Source organism: Actinomadura rupiterrae (assembly GCF_024172125.1).
In the GTDB taxonomy this organism is placed as follows: Bacteria; Actinomycetota; Actinomycetes; order Streptosporangiales; family Streptosporangiaceae; genus Spirillospora; species Spirillospora rupiterrae.
Map to the genome: position 1 here is coordinate 88,613 of NZ_JAMZEA010000010.1, position 14,034 is coordinate 102,646.

The window sequence follows — 14,034 nt, forward strand, 5'->3', positions numbered from 1 at the left end:
CCCGTGCGCTCAACATGACCCGATTCGGACGCCCCGGCACCGCCGCCGCACTGGCCCTGGCGGCAACCGCGCTCACCACCCCGACCGCCCACGCGACCACGGGAACCCGCACCCTCACGTGCACCCAGACCAGCGTCACCCGCCCCGCTTACAAACGCGCCGCGACCGGCACCATCGACGCCACGGACACCCTCCTGTCCGCAACCGTCACCCACGTCGCCACCGGCAAGGTAGACATCACCACGAACCACCCCGTCCTGGACAACACCTTCCTGGACGGCTGGTACCTCACCCACAACAACTGGAACACCTGGCGCCTGGGCATCGCCGGCACCGGCCAGTACCCGGTCTACTACCTGCTGATCCCCGCCACCCCGATCCCCACCGGAACCCCGGTCAACGGCCTCGTCTACATAGACTTCGGCCCCCAAGGCGGCGCCAACTCCTTCCAAATGACCTGCACCGCCACCTAACCCACCAGCCCAGGAACGCCTCTGCCAAGATGCTGCTTTCCATCTGTGCAAGCGCGGGGTTGAGAGTTGATACTGAACGCCTATGTAGGGAACGCGAGGCACTACGACCTGCCATGGTCGGATGTGCAGGGCGTGATCGACGAGGTGGTGGCGAACACCCCCGACCTTGAGCGCTCGCGCCGGAAGGCCCGTTCGCAGGACCAAGCCCCGGGATGGGTCCGACGGGTACTCAGCGAGATGCCGAAGCCGACCTGGCCTTACGGCGGGACGACGGCGTCCTTCACCGTGGCCGCCGAGAACGGCCCGAACCCCGATGTCGGCTTCGACAGTTACCTGCAAGTGACGATCAACGCTATGACGGGCTACGGCGCCCTCATGTGGTTGCTTCCGGAGAACTCGCGTATCCGGGTCGAGGCTGAGATCGCTGATTATGTCTGGCTGTCCGACAATGCCGATCCGCCTGCCGACGATCCCCACGTTTTCGCGGATCCCGGTTACCCGCTGTTCCATCATCCGCGGAGAGTTCTTCCAACGGCTCAGATCCGCGCGGCGGTCGAGGAATACTGCCGCGATGCGACGGGTCTCCGTCCTACCTCCATCAGCTGGACGAAGGGCCGCGACATGACTGGTGGACGCCTCGACCAACCACTCCGAGAGTACTGACAGCCGGGACACCTGGGGCGGGCGCCGCAGCGATGCGCGTCGCCCTCAGAACGGGGTCAGCGGAATGTCGGCCCAGACGGTCGTGCGCTCGCCGTCCGCGCGGTGCCCCCAGGTCGAGCACAGGGCCTGGACGATGTGCAGGCCCCGTCCCGACTCGCCCTCGGGCGAGGGTCGCAACTCGGGGCGCCCGCCGCCCGCGCCATCATCGGTCACCTCGACCCTCACTACCCCGGCCCCTCGAAGCAATGCGATGGTCAGCCGCCCGCCTCGTCCGGACGCGGTGTGCCGAATGGCATTGCCGGCGAACTCGTCCACGACAAGCGTGAGGTCGTCGAGTACGTCGCCGCCGTCCACCACATACATCGGCACGAGCGTGTCGCGAAGAAAGCGACGCGCATACCGCACCGAACGCGGGTGCCCGGGCAAGGTCAGCGACGCGAGGACGGTCATCTCTGTGTTCATGCCGCGGCCTCCGCAGCGATCAGCCGCGCGGCGTGCATGAGCGGCGCGTCGTCCAGCACGTGCGCGCGCCAGACGAGTCGCCAGCGCCCGTCCCGGACGACGGCCAGCACCGGCTCGTTGTGCCCGTCCCGGCATGGCACGAAAAGCACAGGCTCGGCGTAATAGGGAAATACCAGCAATGTGGACGCAGGCACCGCCCGCATCTCCCAGGCGAGCCCCGCAAGCACCCGGAACCGCCCCTCACTCGGCGACGTCATCAACTCCTCCGTTCCACGTCACCGCAAGGTTCGTCGCCACCCGTGATCGCCTCAACACTTTGTCCCGAGGTTCGACACATTCGCGCCGGGGGCTTCGAAAAACTGAAGTATGAAAAAACGAAAGTCTCTAAGTTTCCGGGAACCGGTTGCGGACCGTGTGCACCATGTCACGATGTGGCCATGCTCGACAGTGATCAGCAGGGCTACCGCCGCAGACGGATCGGAACGGCCCTCCGCAAGTTCCGTGAGGAACGCGGCCTGACCCAGGAACGCGCCGCGCACCTGGTCGAGCGCTCACCGGCAACATTGAGCGCGTACGAGAACGGCCACCGCGCGATCCGCCCCCGCGACCTACGCCAGATCCTCGACCACTACGGAATCGCGGACGGGCGTCTCCGCAGGCAGCTACTCGAACTCGCCGCCGACGGACGCAGAGGCGGATGGTGGCGCGATTATCGAGGTGCGGAAGGGGAGTTCATCGTGGACTTCGCTTCGCTGGAGGCCGACTCGTCCCGCATCTGGTCGTTCGAGCCGCAAGTGGTGCCCGGCCTCCTGCAGACAAGGGAATACACCCAGGCCATCTTCGACGTGTATTCGGGACTCGGCGCCACGCCTCCCGACCCTCGCGCAGTCGAGTTCCGGATGCAGCGCCAGCGGATCCTCCAACGCCCGTCGACCCGCGTCTTCTGGGTGGTGCATGAGGCCGCACTCCGGCTCACGGGCGGCCCACCAGAGATCATGAGGGCTCAGTGCCAGAAGATCCTTCGCGTCACCGAGGCCGAGAATCTTGAGCTGAGAGTGCTCCCCTTCACGGCGGGTCTTCATCCGGGGCTGGAGGGAGCCTTCAGCATTCTGGACGTCGGGGATGATGAGCCGATGCAGGTAGTGGCCCTGCACAGCGCCACGAGCAACTGGTTCGTGGACGACCAGGAGAAGATCGAGTTCTACGAGAAGATCCACGTGGATCTCGCGGGTCGGGCACTCTCGAAAGTCGACTCTCGCGCTCTCATCCAGCAGGTAGCTTCGGAGACATGACCCGGGACACTAAGCGCCTCACGTGGCGTAAGAGCAGTTACAGCGCCCAAAGCCAGGGAAACTGCATCGAGGTCGCGCCGCTGGTCACGCGTGCGATGTTGTTGACACGCGACTCAAAAGATCCGGACGGTCCCGTCCTCACACTGAACAGGTCCCAGTGGGCGTCCCTCCTCGCGGCCGTGCGAGACCGGTAACCGCGGACATAGCCCGGTAGCTCAGATAGCTTCGGAGATATGACCAACGAGACATCGCGCCTCGTCTGGCGCAAGAGTTCGCGGAGCGGCCATGAGCACGGCGACTGCGTCGAAGTCGCCGCACTCGTCCACTCCCGCGGCGTGGCGGCACGCGACTCGAAGCATCGGGACGGTCCTGTGCTCGCGCTGACCGTGGGGGAGTGGGACGGCCTTCTGGCAGCGTTGAAAGATGGCGCGCGCGACCGTTGAGGACGTCAGGTTGCTCGATTGCGGGCGACCGCAGTCCGCTGGTCTCCTGCGCTCGTCCCAGCGGGTGGCGTCGGAGGCATGATGCGCAAGGCGTGGCGGCGCACGTGGTGTGCGATCGGGAGAGATCAGGGGCCCTTGGTGGGCGCTATACGGTGAAGCGGTGCTGGGCGACCACCTTCTGGATTTGATCCTGCTCGTGCTGATTCTGCTGTTTGCGGTGTCGGGGTACCGGCAGGGCTTCATCGTGAGCCTGCTGAGCTTCGTCGGGTTTGTCGGCGGGGGTGTGGTGGGTGTGCTGATCGCCCCGCCGATCGCCGAGGCGACCGTCAGTGGTGCGGCGCAGCAGGCGCTGCTGGCGATCGTGATCGCGTTTTTGGCGGCGACGCTGGGGCAGTTGCTGGCGTCGTCGCTGGGGGCGGTGCTGCGCAACCGGGTGACCGACAGCAATGCCCGGACCGCCGATGCGGTGGGTGGTGGGGTGGTGTCGGTGCTGTCGCTGTTGATCGTGGCGTGGTTCTTCGGGTCGCTGGTGGCCAATTCGGAGTTCAAGTCGGTGCGGACGCAGGTGAAGGGGTCGTCGATCATCCGCGGGGTCAATGATGTGATGCCGCAGCAGGCGCAGACCTGGTTCTCCTCCTTCCGGGGGTTTGTGGCCAGCAGCGAGTTCCCGCAGGTGTTCAACGGGCTGGGCGGGGAGTCGGTGGCCAAGGTCCCGCCGCCCAATGATGCGATCCTCAACACCGCCTCGCTGCGCGCGGCCCGGCAGTCGATCGTGAAGATCACCAGTACCGCGCCGGACTGCCAGCGCCGGATCGAGGGGACGGGGTTTGTGTTCGCGCCCGATCGGGTGATGACCAACGCGCACGTGGTCGCCGGCGCCCGCGGCTCGTCTCGGATCGATTCGCTGGACGGCACCCACCGCCCGGGCAAGGTGGTGCTGTATGACCCGCAGCGGGATGTGGCGGTGCTGTATGTCCCGGGGTTGACCGCTTCGCCGTTGAAGTTCGCCGGGCCCGCGCGCGTGCGCGACGACGCCATCATCGCCGGCTACCCCAACAACCATCCGTTCACCGCCCTCGCCGCGCGAGTGCGGGGGCGGCAAATCGCTCACGCCCCAGACATCTACTCTTCAGGACAAACCAACCGCGAGATCTACGCCATCCGCGGCGACGTCGAGCGAGGCAACTCCGGCGGTCCGCTGCTGTCGACCGACGGCCGCGTCTACGGCGTCATCTTCGCCGCCGCCCTCGACTCACGGGAGACCGGCTACGCGCTCACCAAGAGCGAGATCGAGCCGGACGCACGTGCCGCCGAGAGAGCGACCCTCCCCGTCTCCACCGAGGGCTGCACAGACTGACGCGCTCCATGTCCCCGCCCGCGCTTCGAGATCGCGGTGGCTGTGGAATGGACGCTTCTCCAGCGACGCCCTCATGGCGCCACAGCGTATCCGCGTCACAAGAAGGGCCTGCCGGGGCTGACCTGGCCGCCTGCCGTCCTGGGCCGCTTGAAATGGTTCACTGATCTCGCGGCTGCGAGCTGAACTCCGCGGCGATGGACTCGATGAGCGTGTCGGCCCCGGCGAAGTCGGCGGCCCGCTCCATTGCGGCGAACAGCCCTTCGTAGTGCTGGACGTCCGACCCTGTCAAGGTCAGGACCTGCGTCTCGGTTCCGACAGTGACAAGGCGCTCGTCGTAGATCTCGAATCCGTGCAGGGGGATTTCGGAGACCCGGGTGGCGAAGGGGACGATGCCCAAACGCAGCCGAGGGCGTCGGAGCAGGGTGCGCAGATGACGCAGCTGGTCGAGCATCGCCTGGTCGTCGGCCAGGCGCCACCGCAGGGCCGCCTCCGACAGCACCACCGTGATCGACAGGTGCCGGCTCGAAAGCACCGTCTTCTGCCGATCGTGAAGCGCTCGCAGCGACTTCGCCAGCGCCTCGCCCTCAAGCGACATCCCGTAGATCTGGCGGGCGTAGTCGGGGGCCTGGAGCAGCCCGGTCACCATGACCGGCTGGTAGATGCGGAGGCTCTTCGCCTCGCGCTGCGCACGCGCGATCTGCTGCTGCCGGTTCCAGGCCCCTCCGCGCATCAGAACCTTGCGGCTCTCGATGCGTCTGTGCAGTGCGGTGGCCAGCTCCACCAGTTGGGCAGTGCGCTCGGACGAGGCGGAGTAGACCCGGCAGAGCGTCTCCACCATGTCGACCGTCGGGACGGTCGAGCCGGTCTCGATGCGTGAGATCCTGGGCTGGCTCGCGCCCGTCCGCTCTGCGACCTGGGTTCCTGTCAGTCCCGAGCGCACGCGCAGCTCACGTAGCGCGTCGGCCAGTTCCTGGACTCCACGCTGGTAACGCTCAGGTGCTTCTTCCATCAGGGCTTGAAGTCTAGAAGGACGGCAGCGGAGCAGGATGGCGCCCCTCCGTGAACCGCCCCTCCGTGAACCGCCGCTCCACGGGCCGTCGTGCCAGGCGGAGTGTCAGCTGCGCAACCATGACGAGCGCCAGTGCTCGGGATGTGCCTGCCACCACTGCTCGTATGGAACGGACTGCTGTTCGGCCGTCGCCCGGTCCCTCCGCAGCCGACTCGACTCATCTGGACCGGCCAGGTGGGCGCCGACGAAGCGCTGGTGCTGGTCGTAGTGCATGACCACGACCGTGTCGTCGATCATCCAGAAATCCGTGCCGGTCAGGCGGTCGGAGGCCGGGCGAGCGGACAGGTCGAGAATGCGAATTCGCTGCCCGTACTGCGTGGAGGTGGGCCACGCCCATTCACATGCGTATCGGAAGTAAGGACTGGTGGGGTCGCGCAGCACGTGCACCTTGCCCCACTTCTTACCTGCGCGCACCTGTGCGGCCATCTGCTCGTTCCAGCCCATGTCGCCTGGCACGCGGTAGGGCTCCCCGGCGAGGTAGCGACGAACCTGCTCAGCCTCATGTTCGGTGTTGTAACTGTCCAGGTTCTCAAGGCGGAACACTTCGCGGTCGAAGTGATCGAACATCGCTGTGAGGCGCTCAACGTCCAGCATCGGCATCGTGCCGCTCCCATCGGACCTGGACCTCGACGGCCTGCTCACCGTCCGGCAAGGCCAGGCGTTCGAGCGCCTCCTGCTGGCCGACCGGCTCTCCACGCACCAGCCAGGTGCCACGACCGGTCGCGCTCTGCCCGCACCACGGCAGACCGTCCAGGAGGGATGCGGGTACTTCAACCAGGGTCGGATCGCTGTCGTCCACCACCCATCCCTGAATGACGGTGGTGTCGCGTTCGGTGCGATATACGGACGGGCAGATCGGCTTGTTCTCGCAGTCCGTTCGGACGAGTCTCCACACGCTGACCTCCGGGGCTCGGGGGGCGCGCACCCGCGTCCAGAATTCGTCCTGTCGGTGAATAAGTCAAGGCCCTTGCGTTATGCGGTCCGTCATCGAATACTCAGGGCAGGCGCGCATCCGACTGCGGCGCATCGGAGGGAGAGTCCCATGGGCAAGCACGACTCGACCGGCGACGGTCATCGTCCTGGCCAGCCCGTTCCGCCTGACAAGAAGGACGGCGACAACACCGGCGGCGGCGGAAAGCGCGGAAAGTGAGCAACCGCCCGTCAAGCGATGAGCTGGTCGACCGCTTGGTCGTCCAGCTCGTCCGTCATGGATCTCTGGGATCGGAGTGCTGGCGGGCGATGTTCCATGCGGTCCGTCGTGAGCACTTCGTTCCGGAACGGGCCTGGTGCATTCCGGACACCGTCGGCGGGGTGCCGTTCGCCATGGATCGGGAGGCCGACCCGGAGCGATGGCTTGAGGCGGTCTACTCGGATTCGGCGATCATCACTCAGGTGGATGATGGCGACGGTGATCCGACAGGCGGGACGGGGCGTCCGAGTTCGTCCTTGTCAGCGCCCGCTGTCGCGGTCGAGTTTCTGGAACTGCTCGCGCCTGAACCGGGGGAGCGGGTTCTGGAGATCGGGACCGGGACGGGATGGACGGCCGGGGCGCTCGCGCACCGCACTGGAGCTGGGACGGTGACGTCCATCGAAGTTGATTCCGTGGTTGCTGCCCAGGCTGCTGCGAACTTGACCGCTGCTGGGTTCGTCCCGGAGGTGGACGTCCGACTTGTTGTGGGGGACGGGGCTGCGGGGGACGCGGAGCATGCGCCTTACGACCGGGTGCATGTGGCTTGTGGAGTGACGGCCGTCCCGCACGCCTGGATTGAGCAGACTCGACCGGGTGGCGTGATCGTGCTGCCGTGGATGCCGGAGCATGGTGATGGCCGTCAGGTGCGGCTCGTTGTGCAGGCGGACGGGCAAACCGCGCATGGACGGTTCGGTGGCCTCGCGTCCTACATGATGCTGCGCGGCCAGCGGACGCGGATGCCGGATCTTGAACCGGACGACAGCGATCGGTGGGTCGGCAGGAGCAGGACGCGCACCGATCCGCGTGCCCTTGTGTGGGACGGGTCCGGGCAAGATCTGATGGTCACCGCTGTGATGCCGGACGTCATCATCGGCAAGCGGCTCGACATGCGCGATGGCACGTTCCGCTTGGAGCTCGCGACCGTGGACGGGACGAGTCAGGCCGTCGTCGAGTCGCGCTGGGGCGGCGCGTCCGCCCGGGTCTTGCAGCTTGGTGATCGCTCATTGTGGGACGAGGCCGAGGCGGCTCGTGCGCGATGGTTGGATGCGGGCAGGCCGGACGTCGCGTGCTACGGGATCACCGTCGACGCGGGCGGTCAACGCCTCTGGCTGGACGAACCGTGACAGGCGCCAGGTTGTCCGGCGGGAGCTGAGTCGGCCTCGGCCGTCCTGAATGCCGCGGGCGCGTCTTCCGGCGTCCCGCTGCGTCCCGCTCTTGAGGGTGTTCGGGCAGGTCATTAGTGGTGCTGTCCCGCTGTTTCCCGGGCTTGTCCTGTGGCCTTCCGGACGGGTGGGAGCGCTGCCCAGACTCGTCGCAGGCGGTGGTGCTCCCGCCCACCGCCACCCGACGACAGCAGAGGAAGCGACAGGGAGTGATCATGCACAGCACCCGCTCGCCCCGTCCCGACGTCCACGGATCCCGCGCGGCCCGGATCGCGATGACAGGCGTGGTGGCGACCGCCGCGACGCTCACCCTGGCGGCCGCGCCCGCCGATGCGGCCCCGGCCCGGCCGGCGGCTCCGCAGGTGGCCGCGCACACGGCGGCGGCGCCCGACCAGGCGGCCGCCAAGCGCGCCGGCTGGTACACCCTCAAGCACGCCTCGAAGCGGGTGAAGTGGAGCTGGGACCAGGACTGGCGCCGCCGGGGCTCGCGGATCATGCAGGTCAAGGCGCGCTGCTGGGGCGGCAATCGCATCAAGATGTACGTGGTGTTCCAGTACAGGTCCAAGTGGACGGGCTGGCACAACATCAAGAGCGGCAGCCGCCGCTGCGACGGCCAGTACATGGTGCTCAGCATCCGGAACGCCGGGTCCACCACGTACGGCGCGCAGTTCAGCATCGGTAGGCACACCCAGACCATCGAGTACTGGGCGCAGGCTTACGGCTGATCGTCCCGGTTCCTGGAACGGCGCGGGGGCCGGACGGGCGCGGACCGGCTCCCGCGGCGCGTGGCGCCCGTGAGAAGCATGCCGGGAACCTAGGCGGAACGGGGACGGCATCCTGGCGTTTCAGGCGGGATGACCGGTGAAACCGCGGGTACACGGGACTCCGAACACGGTCGGCGATGGGGTGCGCCGACCGTGTTCAACGTCCGGTCTCTTCTGAGTGTCCGGTCGCTACTGGTCGACGGTCGCCGTGGTGGTCACCGTGCCCGCGGTGGACAGGACCCACTTGGCGGAGATCTTCACCTCGGTGCCGAGCGGGACCGAGTCGTCCACGGTGATGGGGAAGTTCGCGCCGACCTGGTCGGACGGGATCTGGACCTTCGCCGGCACCGTCACGCCCGGCGTCTGGCTGGTGAGCTCGATGACCGCGCCGAACGGGTGCCAGCGGTCGCCGAGGCCCACCGACCCGAGGTTGGTCGCGATCTGGCTGCCGCGCCGCAGCTCGCGCGTGACGCCGACGGTGAAGCTCTTCGGCACGAACAGCGGCGCCCGGCCCTGCGGCGGGTGGCCGAGGTCGGCGTCGATGTCGGTGAGGCCGATCGGCCAGAGCGGGATGCTCGGGTAGTCGACGGTGAAGGTGCCCTGCGTGCTCCCGGCCGGGACGACGACGTAGGGCGGGATCTTCGGTTCCGGGCTGTCGGGCAGTCCGGAGCGGTGGGCCAGACGCAGGTCCACGGACGTCCCGCCGGGCTTGGCCGGGGCGGCGAGGGTCACGGTTCCGGTCACCTTGGTCCCGGCGAGGACGGCTTTCGCGTCGCCCGGGACGTTCAGGTCGAGCCGTTCCACCGTCTGCTCGCGCCAGTCCGGCGGGACGACGGTGACGCTGGTGGTCGCGCTGGACCCGCTGCCCGAGGCGATCAGCGGGACTTCCGTCTGGGACGAGTACGCCTCCAACCGGATCGGGAAGCTGACGCTCGTCGCGCCCGCCGGGACGCGGACGACGTCCCCGGTCGCGTAGGAGTAGTTCCGGTCGCTCCGTCCGACGCTGAGGACCTCGACCGGAAGCCCGCCCGCCGGCGCGGGCGCGGTCAGCTTGACGGTCTGGACGGCCTCGTCCCCGCCGGTGATCGTGGACGGCGACACGCTGGTCGACGCCACCTGCGGGGTGGTGTCGGCGTGCGCGGGCAGCGCCGTCGCGAAACCGGCGGGGAGGACGGCGAGCGCGATCGCCGCGGCGGCCAGTCCCGGCCGCCTGACGTGCAGGTTGATCTGTGCCATGCCCGCGAACCTAATGATCATTTGTCCCCGGCGAACAGCCCTCGGGCCCGCACGTTCGACCTCCGTAAGATTTGGCGGCCGTCAGGTCCGGGGAGCGGCGTCCAGGTACTGGGCCACGCCTTCGCCGAAGGACCAGTCGACGAACTCGTTCTCGGTGATGCTGACGAAGACGTTGCGGGGCTCGGTGCCGGTGTACTCGTGGGCCAGCTCGGCGATGCGGCGGTAGAGGTTCTGCTTCTGCTCGGGGGTGCGCCCGGAACGCATGGTGATGCCGAAGACCACGAAGTCGTCGTCCCGGCGGATGCCGAGGTAACCGTCGTCGTACCGGATCGCGCCACCGCCGTTGAGCACCTGGAACAGGTCGTCCTCAGGGATGCCGATGGCCTGGACGAGGGCGTCGTGGACGGCGCGTCCGAGCCCTTCGAGCCGCTTCTGGTCGGCCCGGATCGCATCAATGCGGACAAGAGGCATGGCTAACTCCTTCGGGAGGGTTGTGTGGCGTTCGCTGGTGTCGCGAGGCATTCGGTCGTGTCGCGAGGCGTTCGGTCGTGTCGCGGCCAGCGGTGTCGCGACCGGTGGTGTTGCGAGCAGTGGAGCCCGCGGCCGGTGGTGTTGCGAGCAGTGGTGTCGCGTCCAGTGGTGTCGCGGCTGGTTCGTGCTTGGGCTGGTGGTTCAGCGGACGTGTCCGGTGAGCAGGCCGAGGACGCCGTCCACGGACTGGCTGTAGGCGGACGCGTCGCCGGCCGCGCGGGCCAGGACGTATCCGCCCTGGAGGACGGCGACGAACGCGGCGGCGGTGTCGGCCGGGTCGAGGTCGTTGTCGAGTTCGCCCTTGCGCTGCGCCTCGGCGAGGACGTCGGCGAGCGTGCCGCGCAGCCAGGTGAAGGTCTCCTCGACGGGGGCGCGGAGCATGGGGTCGGCCATGACCTCCGGGTCCTGGGTGAGGCGTCCGACCGGGCAGCCCCGCAGCGCGTCGCGCTCCCGCCGCAGGTAGGTCGTGATGCGCCGGATCGGGCTGCCGGGCGCCGAGAGCTCCGCCTCCGCGCGGTCGCGCAGGTCTTCGGCGCTGCGGGTGATCGCCGCCAGCGCCAGGTCCGGCTTGCCGCGGAAGTGGTGGTACATACTTCCCTGACCCGCGCCCGACCGCTGCTGGACGGCCTTGGGCGAGGTGCCCACGTACCCGCGCTCCCACAGCAGTTCCCGGGCGCTCTCGATCAGCCGCTCCCTGGTGTCCATGCTCCCAATGTACATACCAGTAGGTACAGAAGCAACGGAGATCGCGCGGCGTGCCGTCCCGCGGGATAGCGTCGAGGAGGCGGAGGCGTTCGCGATCTACGAGGAGGATCCTGTGCCCGATGGTCCGCGTGAGGTGCTGGCCCGGTATCAGCAGGCGTCCATCGACAAGGCCCTGGACGCGATGGTCGACCTGTACGCCGAGGACGCCGTGCACGAGTTCCCGTTCACCCGCCCGGGCATCCCGTCCGAGATGCGCGGGCGCGAGGCGATCCGCGCCTTCCTTGAGGCGAACTGGAGAGACAGCCCGCTGCGCTACGAGTCCTACCGCGACGTGACGATCCACGAGACCGCCGACCCCGAGGTCATCATCGTCGAGCGGAAGGCGGTCGGCTCGTCCACGGCCACGGGACGCGACTTCGCCCTTCCTAACATCGTCGTGCTCCGCGTCCGGGACGGCCGGATCGTCCACTTCCGCGATTACGTGAACGTCCTGGCCGCCTCGGAAGCCCTCGGCCTCACGCAACCGCGATAGACCCAGCCCCCCGAGGAGACGACCAGGCCGACCAGCTCTGCCGGGTCGGCTAGCTCCGCCAGGTCCGCCAGGTCGGCCAGGTCCGTCAGTTCGGCCAGGTCCGTCAGTTCGGCCAGGTCCGTCAGGTCGGCCAGGTCCGTCAGGTCGGCCAGGCCCGCCAGGTCGGCCAGGTCGGCCAGGTCGGGTGGGTCAGAGGTCGATGTCCTGGGAGAAGGTCTTCTTGATCCAGTCCTGGACGGCCTCGCTGTCGGTGTGTGCGGGCGGGGCGTCGGCCGGGTCGGGGGCGGCGCGGCGCTGGGCGGCCTCGGCCGAACGGTCGTGGACGGCGGTGAGGTGGCCGTTCTCGAACTCCAGCTCCTGGACGTCCTGGTACTTCCACGAGCTCTGGAAGCCCATGTGGACGTACAGCCCGTCGATGAACTCGCGGCCGAGGAGCAGGCGCCCCGTGAAGCGGACCGGCTCGCGCAGGTTCCTGTAGATGAGGTCGCGCAGCTCGTCCCGCTCCGGAGCGACGCCGAACAGCGTCGGCGGGTCGCCCTCCACGGACAGCTGCAGCTCCGTGAGGACGAGCCCGCCGTCGACCACCGTGTACTCGCAGATGAACCCGCGCCAGCACGCCGTCGACATCACCGCCGGCTGGATGCCGTGGTCGGCGGGGTCGAACAGACCCTCGCCCTCCTGGCCCGTCAGCGAGTACGAGTGGCCCCGATATTGCACCGAATCCGGAATTTGTCCCGTCATGCGGCAACCGTAAACGGCCCGGGCCCCGGTGATCGGGATTTTCAGGCCGCCGGAACCGCCGCGGACGGGTCGTGGCCGTTCACGGCCAACTCGATGATGAACCCGGCGACCTCCTCAAGCTGCCGCGCCCGGTCCGAGCCGCCGAGGACGACGGGGTCCCCGCCCAGGTCGCGGGCCAGCTCGCCCACCGCCTTGAGCGCGCCCGGATCGTCCCCGGACATCACCACGATCGGCGCGCGTCCCGTCGGCGGCTGCGTCCACTGGTAGGAGGGGAAGGTGTGGAACGCCTTGACGACGTGCGCGCCGGGCGCGGCCTGCGCGATGCGGCCCGCCATCGACTCGCCCGGCTCGATGAGCAGGGTGCCGATCCCGTGCGCGACGGCGTTCGTCGCGTCGATGACGGCCGTCCCGGCGGGGATGCGGGCCTGCGCGACCATCGCCTCCGCCGCGTCCCACGGGACGACCACGAGCACGACATCGCGTCCGACAGCCACTTCCTCGACGGGGACGGCGACGGCGGCGCCGGGAGCGTCGGCCAAGGTGTCCGCCAGGGCGCGGGCCTTCTCGGGGGAGCGGCCTGCGATGGCCAGGTCGTGTCCGGCGCGCGCCCACGCGGCGCCGAGCGTCTGCGCCATGTTGCCCGTTCCGATGATTCCGATGCGCATGTGTTCGCCTTTCTCAGCTGGTCGGACGGCCAAGGTAGGCATTCCGAAACGCACCGATCGGTACGTGTCGGATGCGGGATCATTGAGGGGTGACGGACGTTGCGTCGTGGACGCGGGACGAAGACCGGTCGCCGCTCGCGGAGCGGCCGCTGGACGAGGAACGACCGCTGGATGCGGAGCGGCCGCGAGGCGGGGGACGGTCGGCGAACGCGGAGCGGCCGCGAGGCGGGGGACGGTCGGCGAACGCGGAGCGGGCGCAGGGCGAGGGGCGGTCGGCTAGCGCGGAGCGGGCGCTCGGTGGAGAACCGTTGGTGGACGAAGACCGGTCGCCGGACGGGCTGATCGTCGACTGCCAGCTGCGGGCGGGCCTGGAACTCCTCGCCCACACTTGGGACCCGCTGGTCATCGTGGCGCTGCGCGGCGAGCCGCTGCGCCGCCGCGCCGTCAAGGACGCGCTAGGCGGGGTCAGCGACAAGGTGCTGACCGAGGCGCTGCATCGGCTGCTGGCGAACGGGCTGGTCACCCGCCGGTCGTTCGCCGAGGCGCCGCCGCGCGTCGAGTACGCGCTCACCCCGCTCGGCCGCAGCCTCCTGGACGGTCCGCTGCGCGCCGTCGGAGCCTGGCTCGCCGGACACGCCGACGAACTGCTCGCGGCACAGGACGCCGCCCAGGCAGGATGACCGGGTAAGGACGAGCAGGTACCCGCGCCAAGGCGACCGGCCCAGGCCGATGAGTTCCCGTCCGCCCGG

General features: G+C 68.7%; 20 protein-coding genes. 10 read left to right on the plus strand and 10 right to left on the minus strand.

What is annotated here, in order from left to right; all coding sequences use genetic code 11:
• Window positions 1-14 precede the first annotated feature (14 nt).
• Together FHU30_RS32510 and FHU30_RS32515 are read left to right on the plus strand one after the other, a co-directional pair.
• On the plus strand, window positions 15-473 hold the full coding sequence (locus FHU30_RS32510) for a hypothetical protein (protein WP_253881051.1): 459 nt from the start codon (window positions 15-17) through the stop codon (window positions 471-473).
• A 132-nt stretch (window positions 474-605) separates the two neighbouring features.
• Entirely contained in the window at window positions 606-1,136 is a 531-nt protein-coding gene (locus tag FHU30_RS32515) for an Imm1 family immunity protein (protein WP_253881052.1), read from the plus strand.
• A 45-nt stretch (window positions 1,137-1,181) separates the two neighbouring features.
• Here the strand turns inward: FHU30_RS32515 and FHU30_RS32520 are convergent, their stop codons facing one another.
• Both FHU30_RS32520 and FHU30_RS32525 read right to left on the minus strand, forming a co-directional pair.
• Entirely contained in the window at window positions 1,182-1,598 is a 417-nt protein-coding gene (locus FHU30_RS32520; protein WP_253881054.1) for an ATP-binding protein, read from the minus strand.
• Complete coding sequence (locus FHU30_RS32525) at window positions 1,595-1,855, minus strand: hypothetical protein (RefSeq protein ID WP_253881056.1); 261 nt, start codon at window positions 1,853-1,855, stop codon at window positions 1,595-1,597. The genes FHU30_RS32520 and FHU30_RS32525 overlap by 4 nt, the downstream gene beginning before the upstream one ends.
• Window positions 1,856-2,035: 180 nt before the next feature.
• Between FHU30_RS32525 and FHU30_RS32530 the strand changes: the two genes are divergently transcribed.
• From FHU30_RS32530 to FHU30_RS32545, 4 genes are all read left to right on the plus strand, one after another.
• On the plus strand, window positions 2,036-2,890 hold the full coding sequence (locus FHU30_RS32530; protein WP_253881058.1) for a helix-turn-helix domain-containing protein: 855 nt from the start codon (window positions 2,036-2,038) through the stop codon (window positions 2,888-2,890).
• Entirely contained in the window at window positions 2,887-3,084 is a 198-nt protein-coding gene (locus tag FHU30_RS32535) for a DUF397 domain-containing protein (protein ID WP_253881060.1), read from the plus strand. The genes FHU30_RS32530 and FHU30_RS32535 overlap by 4 nt, the downstream gene beginning before the upstream one ends.
• 39 nt (window positions 3,085-3,123) lie before the next feature.
• Window positions 3,124-3,333, plus strand: a complete 210-nt coding sequence (locus tag FHU30_RS32540) for a DUF397 domain-containing protein (RefSeq protein ID WP_253881062.1) — start codon at window positions 3,124-3,126, stop codon at window positions 3,331-3,333.
• Between the two features lie 160 nt (window positions 3,334-3,493).
• Window positions 3,494-4,690, plus strand: coding sequence for a MarP family serine protease (locus FHU30_RS32545; protein WP_253881064.1), 1,197 nt, complete (start codon window positions 3,494-3,496; stop codon window positions 4,688-4,690).
• 157 nt (window positions 4,691-4,847) lie between these two features.
• On the opposite strand, the gene FHU30_RS32550 is transcribed toward FHU30_RS32545, so the two are convergent.
• The 3 genes from FHU30_RS32550 to FHU30_RS32560 form a co-directional block, all read right to left on the minus strand.
• Window positions 4,848-5,699: a Scr1 family TA system antitoxin-like transcriptional regulator gene (locus FHU30_RS32550; RefSeq protein ID WP_253881066.1), complete on the minus strand. Its 852-nt coding sequence runs from the start codon at window positions 5,697-5,699 to the stop codon at window positions 4,848-4,850.
• Window positions 5,700-5,804: 105 nt separating this feature from the next.
• A complete protein-coding gene (locus tag FHU30_RS32555) occupies window positions 5,805-6,359 on the minus strand; it encodes a DUF6879 family protein (RefSeq protein WP_253881067.1) in 555 nt (184 codons plus the stop codon).
• Complete coding sequence (locus FHU30_RS32560) at window positions 6,340-6,654, minus strand: hypothetical protein (RefSeq protein WP_253881069.1); 315 nt, start codon at window positions 6,652-6,654, stop codon at window positions 6,340-6,342. The genes FHU30_RS32555 and FHU30_RS32560 overlap by 20 nt, the downstream gene beginning before the upstream one ends.
• Window positions 6,655-6,905: 251 nt before the next feature.
• On the opposite strand from FHU30_RS32560, the gene FHU30_RS32565 reads away from it, so the two are divergent.
• Complete coding sequence (locus tag FHU30_RS32565; protein ID WP_253881071.1) at window positions 6,906-8,072, plus strand: methyltransferase domain-containing protein; 1,167 nt, start codon at window positions 6,906-6,908, stop codon at window positions 8,070-8,072.
• Window positions 8,073-8,326: 254 nt separating this feature from the next.
• Window positions 8,327-8,836 (plus strand): hypothetical protein, encoded by a 510-nt coding sequence (locus FHU30_RS32570; RefSeq protein WP_253881074.1) that lies wholly within the window; start codon window positions 8,327-8,329, stop codon window positions 8,834-8,836.
• Between the two features lie 228 nt (window positions 8,837-9,064).
• Here the strand turns inward: FHU30_RS32570 and FHU30_RS32575 are convergent, their stop codons facing one another.
• The 3 genes from FHU30_RS32575 to FHU30_RS32585 all read right to left on the minus strand — a co-directional run bounded on the left by FHU30_RS32575 (window position 9,065) and on the right by FHU30_RS32585 (window position 11,347).
• On the minus strand, window positions 9,065-10,111 hold the full coding sequence (locus FHU30_RS32575; protein ID WP_253881076.1) for a hypothetical protein: 1,047 nt from the start codon (window positions 10,109-10,111) through the stop codon (window positions 9,065-9,067).
• A gap of 81 nt (window positions 10,112-10,192) precedes the next feature.
• On the minus strand, window positions 10,193-10,582 hold the full coding sequence (locus FHU30_RS32580) for a tautomerase family protein (RefSeq protein WP_253881077.1): 390 nt from the start codon (window positions 10,580-10,582) through the stop codon (window positions 10,193-10,195).
• Between the two features lie 201 nt (window positions 10,583-10,783).
• Window positions 10,784-11,347, minus strand: coding sequence for a TetR/AcrR family transcriptional regulator (locus FHU30_RS32585; RefSeq protein ID WP_253881079.1), 564 nt, complete (start codon window positions 11,345-11,347; stop codon window positions 10,784-10,786).
• Window positions 11,348-11,459: 112 nt separating this feature from the next.
• Between FHU30_RS32585 and FHU30_RS32590 the strand changes: the two genes are divergently transcribed.
• Window positions 11,460-11,879 carry a nuclear transport factor 2 family protein gene (locus FHU30_RS32590; protein WP_253881081.1) on the plus strand — a complete coding sequence of 140 codons (420 nt, stop codon included), beginning with the start codon at window positions 11,460-11,462 and terminating at the stop codon, window positions 11,877-11,879.
• Between the two features lie 189 nt (window positions 11,880-12,068).
• Here FHU30_RS32590 and FHU30_RS32595 read toward each other — a convergent pair whose 3' ends face one another.
• On the minus strand, window positions 12,069-12,620 hold the full coding sequence (locus tag FHU30_RS32595; RefSeq protein WP_253881083.1) for a hypothetical protein: 552 nt from the start codon (window positions 12,618-12,620) through the stop codon (window positions 12,069-12,071).
• Between the two features lie 41 nt (window positions 12,621-12,661).
• Window positions 12,662-13,285, minus strand: a complete 624-nt coding sequence (locus tag FHU30_RS32600) for an NADPH-dependent F420 reductase (RefSeq protein WP_253881085.1) — start codon at window positions 13,283-13,285, stop codon at window positions 12,662-12,664.
• Window positions 13,286-13,374: 89 nt separating this feature from the next.
• Between FHU30_RS32600 and FHU30_RS47340 the strand changes: the two genes are divergently transcribed.
• Window positions 13,375-13,965: a winged helix-turn-helix transcriptional regulator gene (locus FHU30_RS47340; protein ID WP_253881087.1), complete on the plus strand. Its 591-nt coding sequence runs from the start codon at window positions 13,375-13,377 to the stop codon at window positions 13,963-13,965.
• Window positions 13,966-14,034 lie beyond the last annotated feature (69 nt).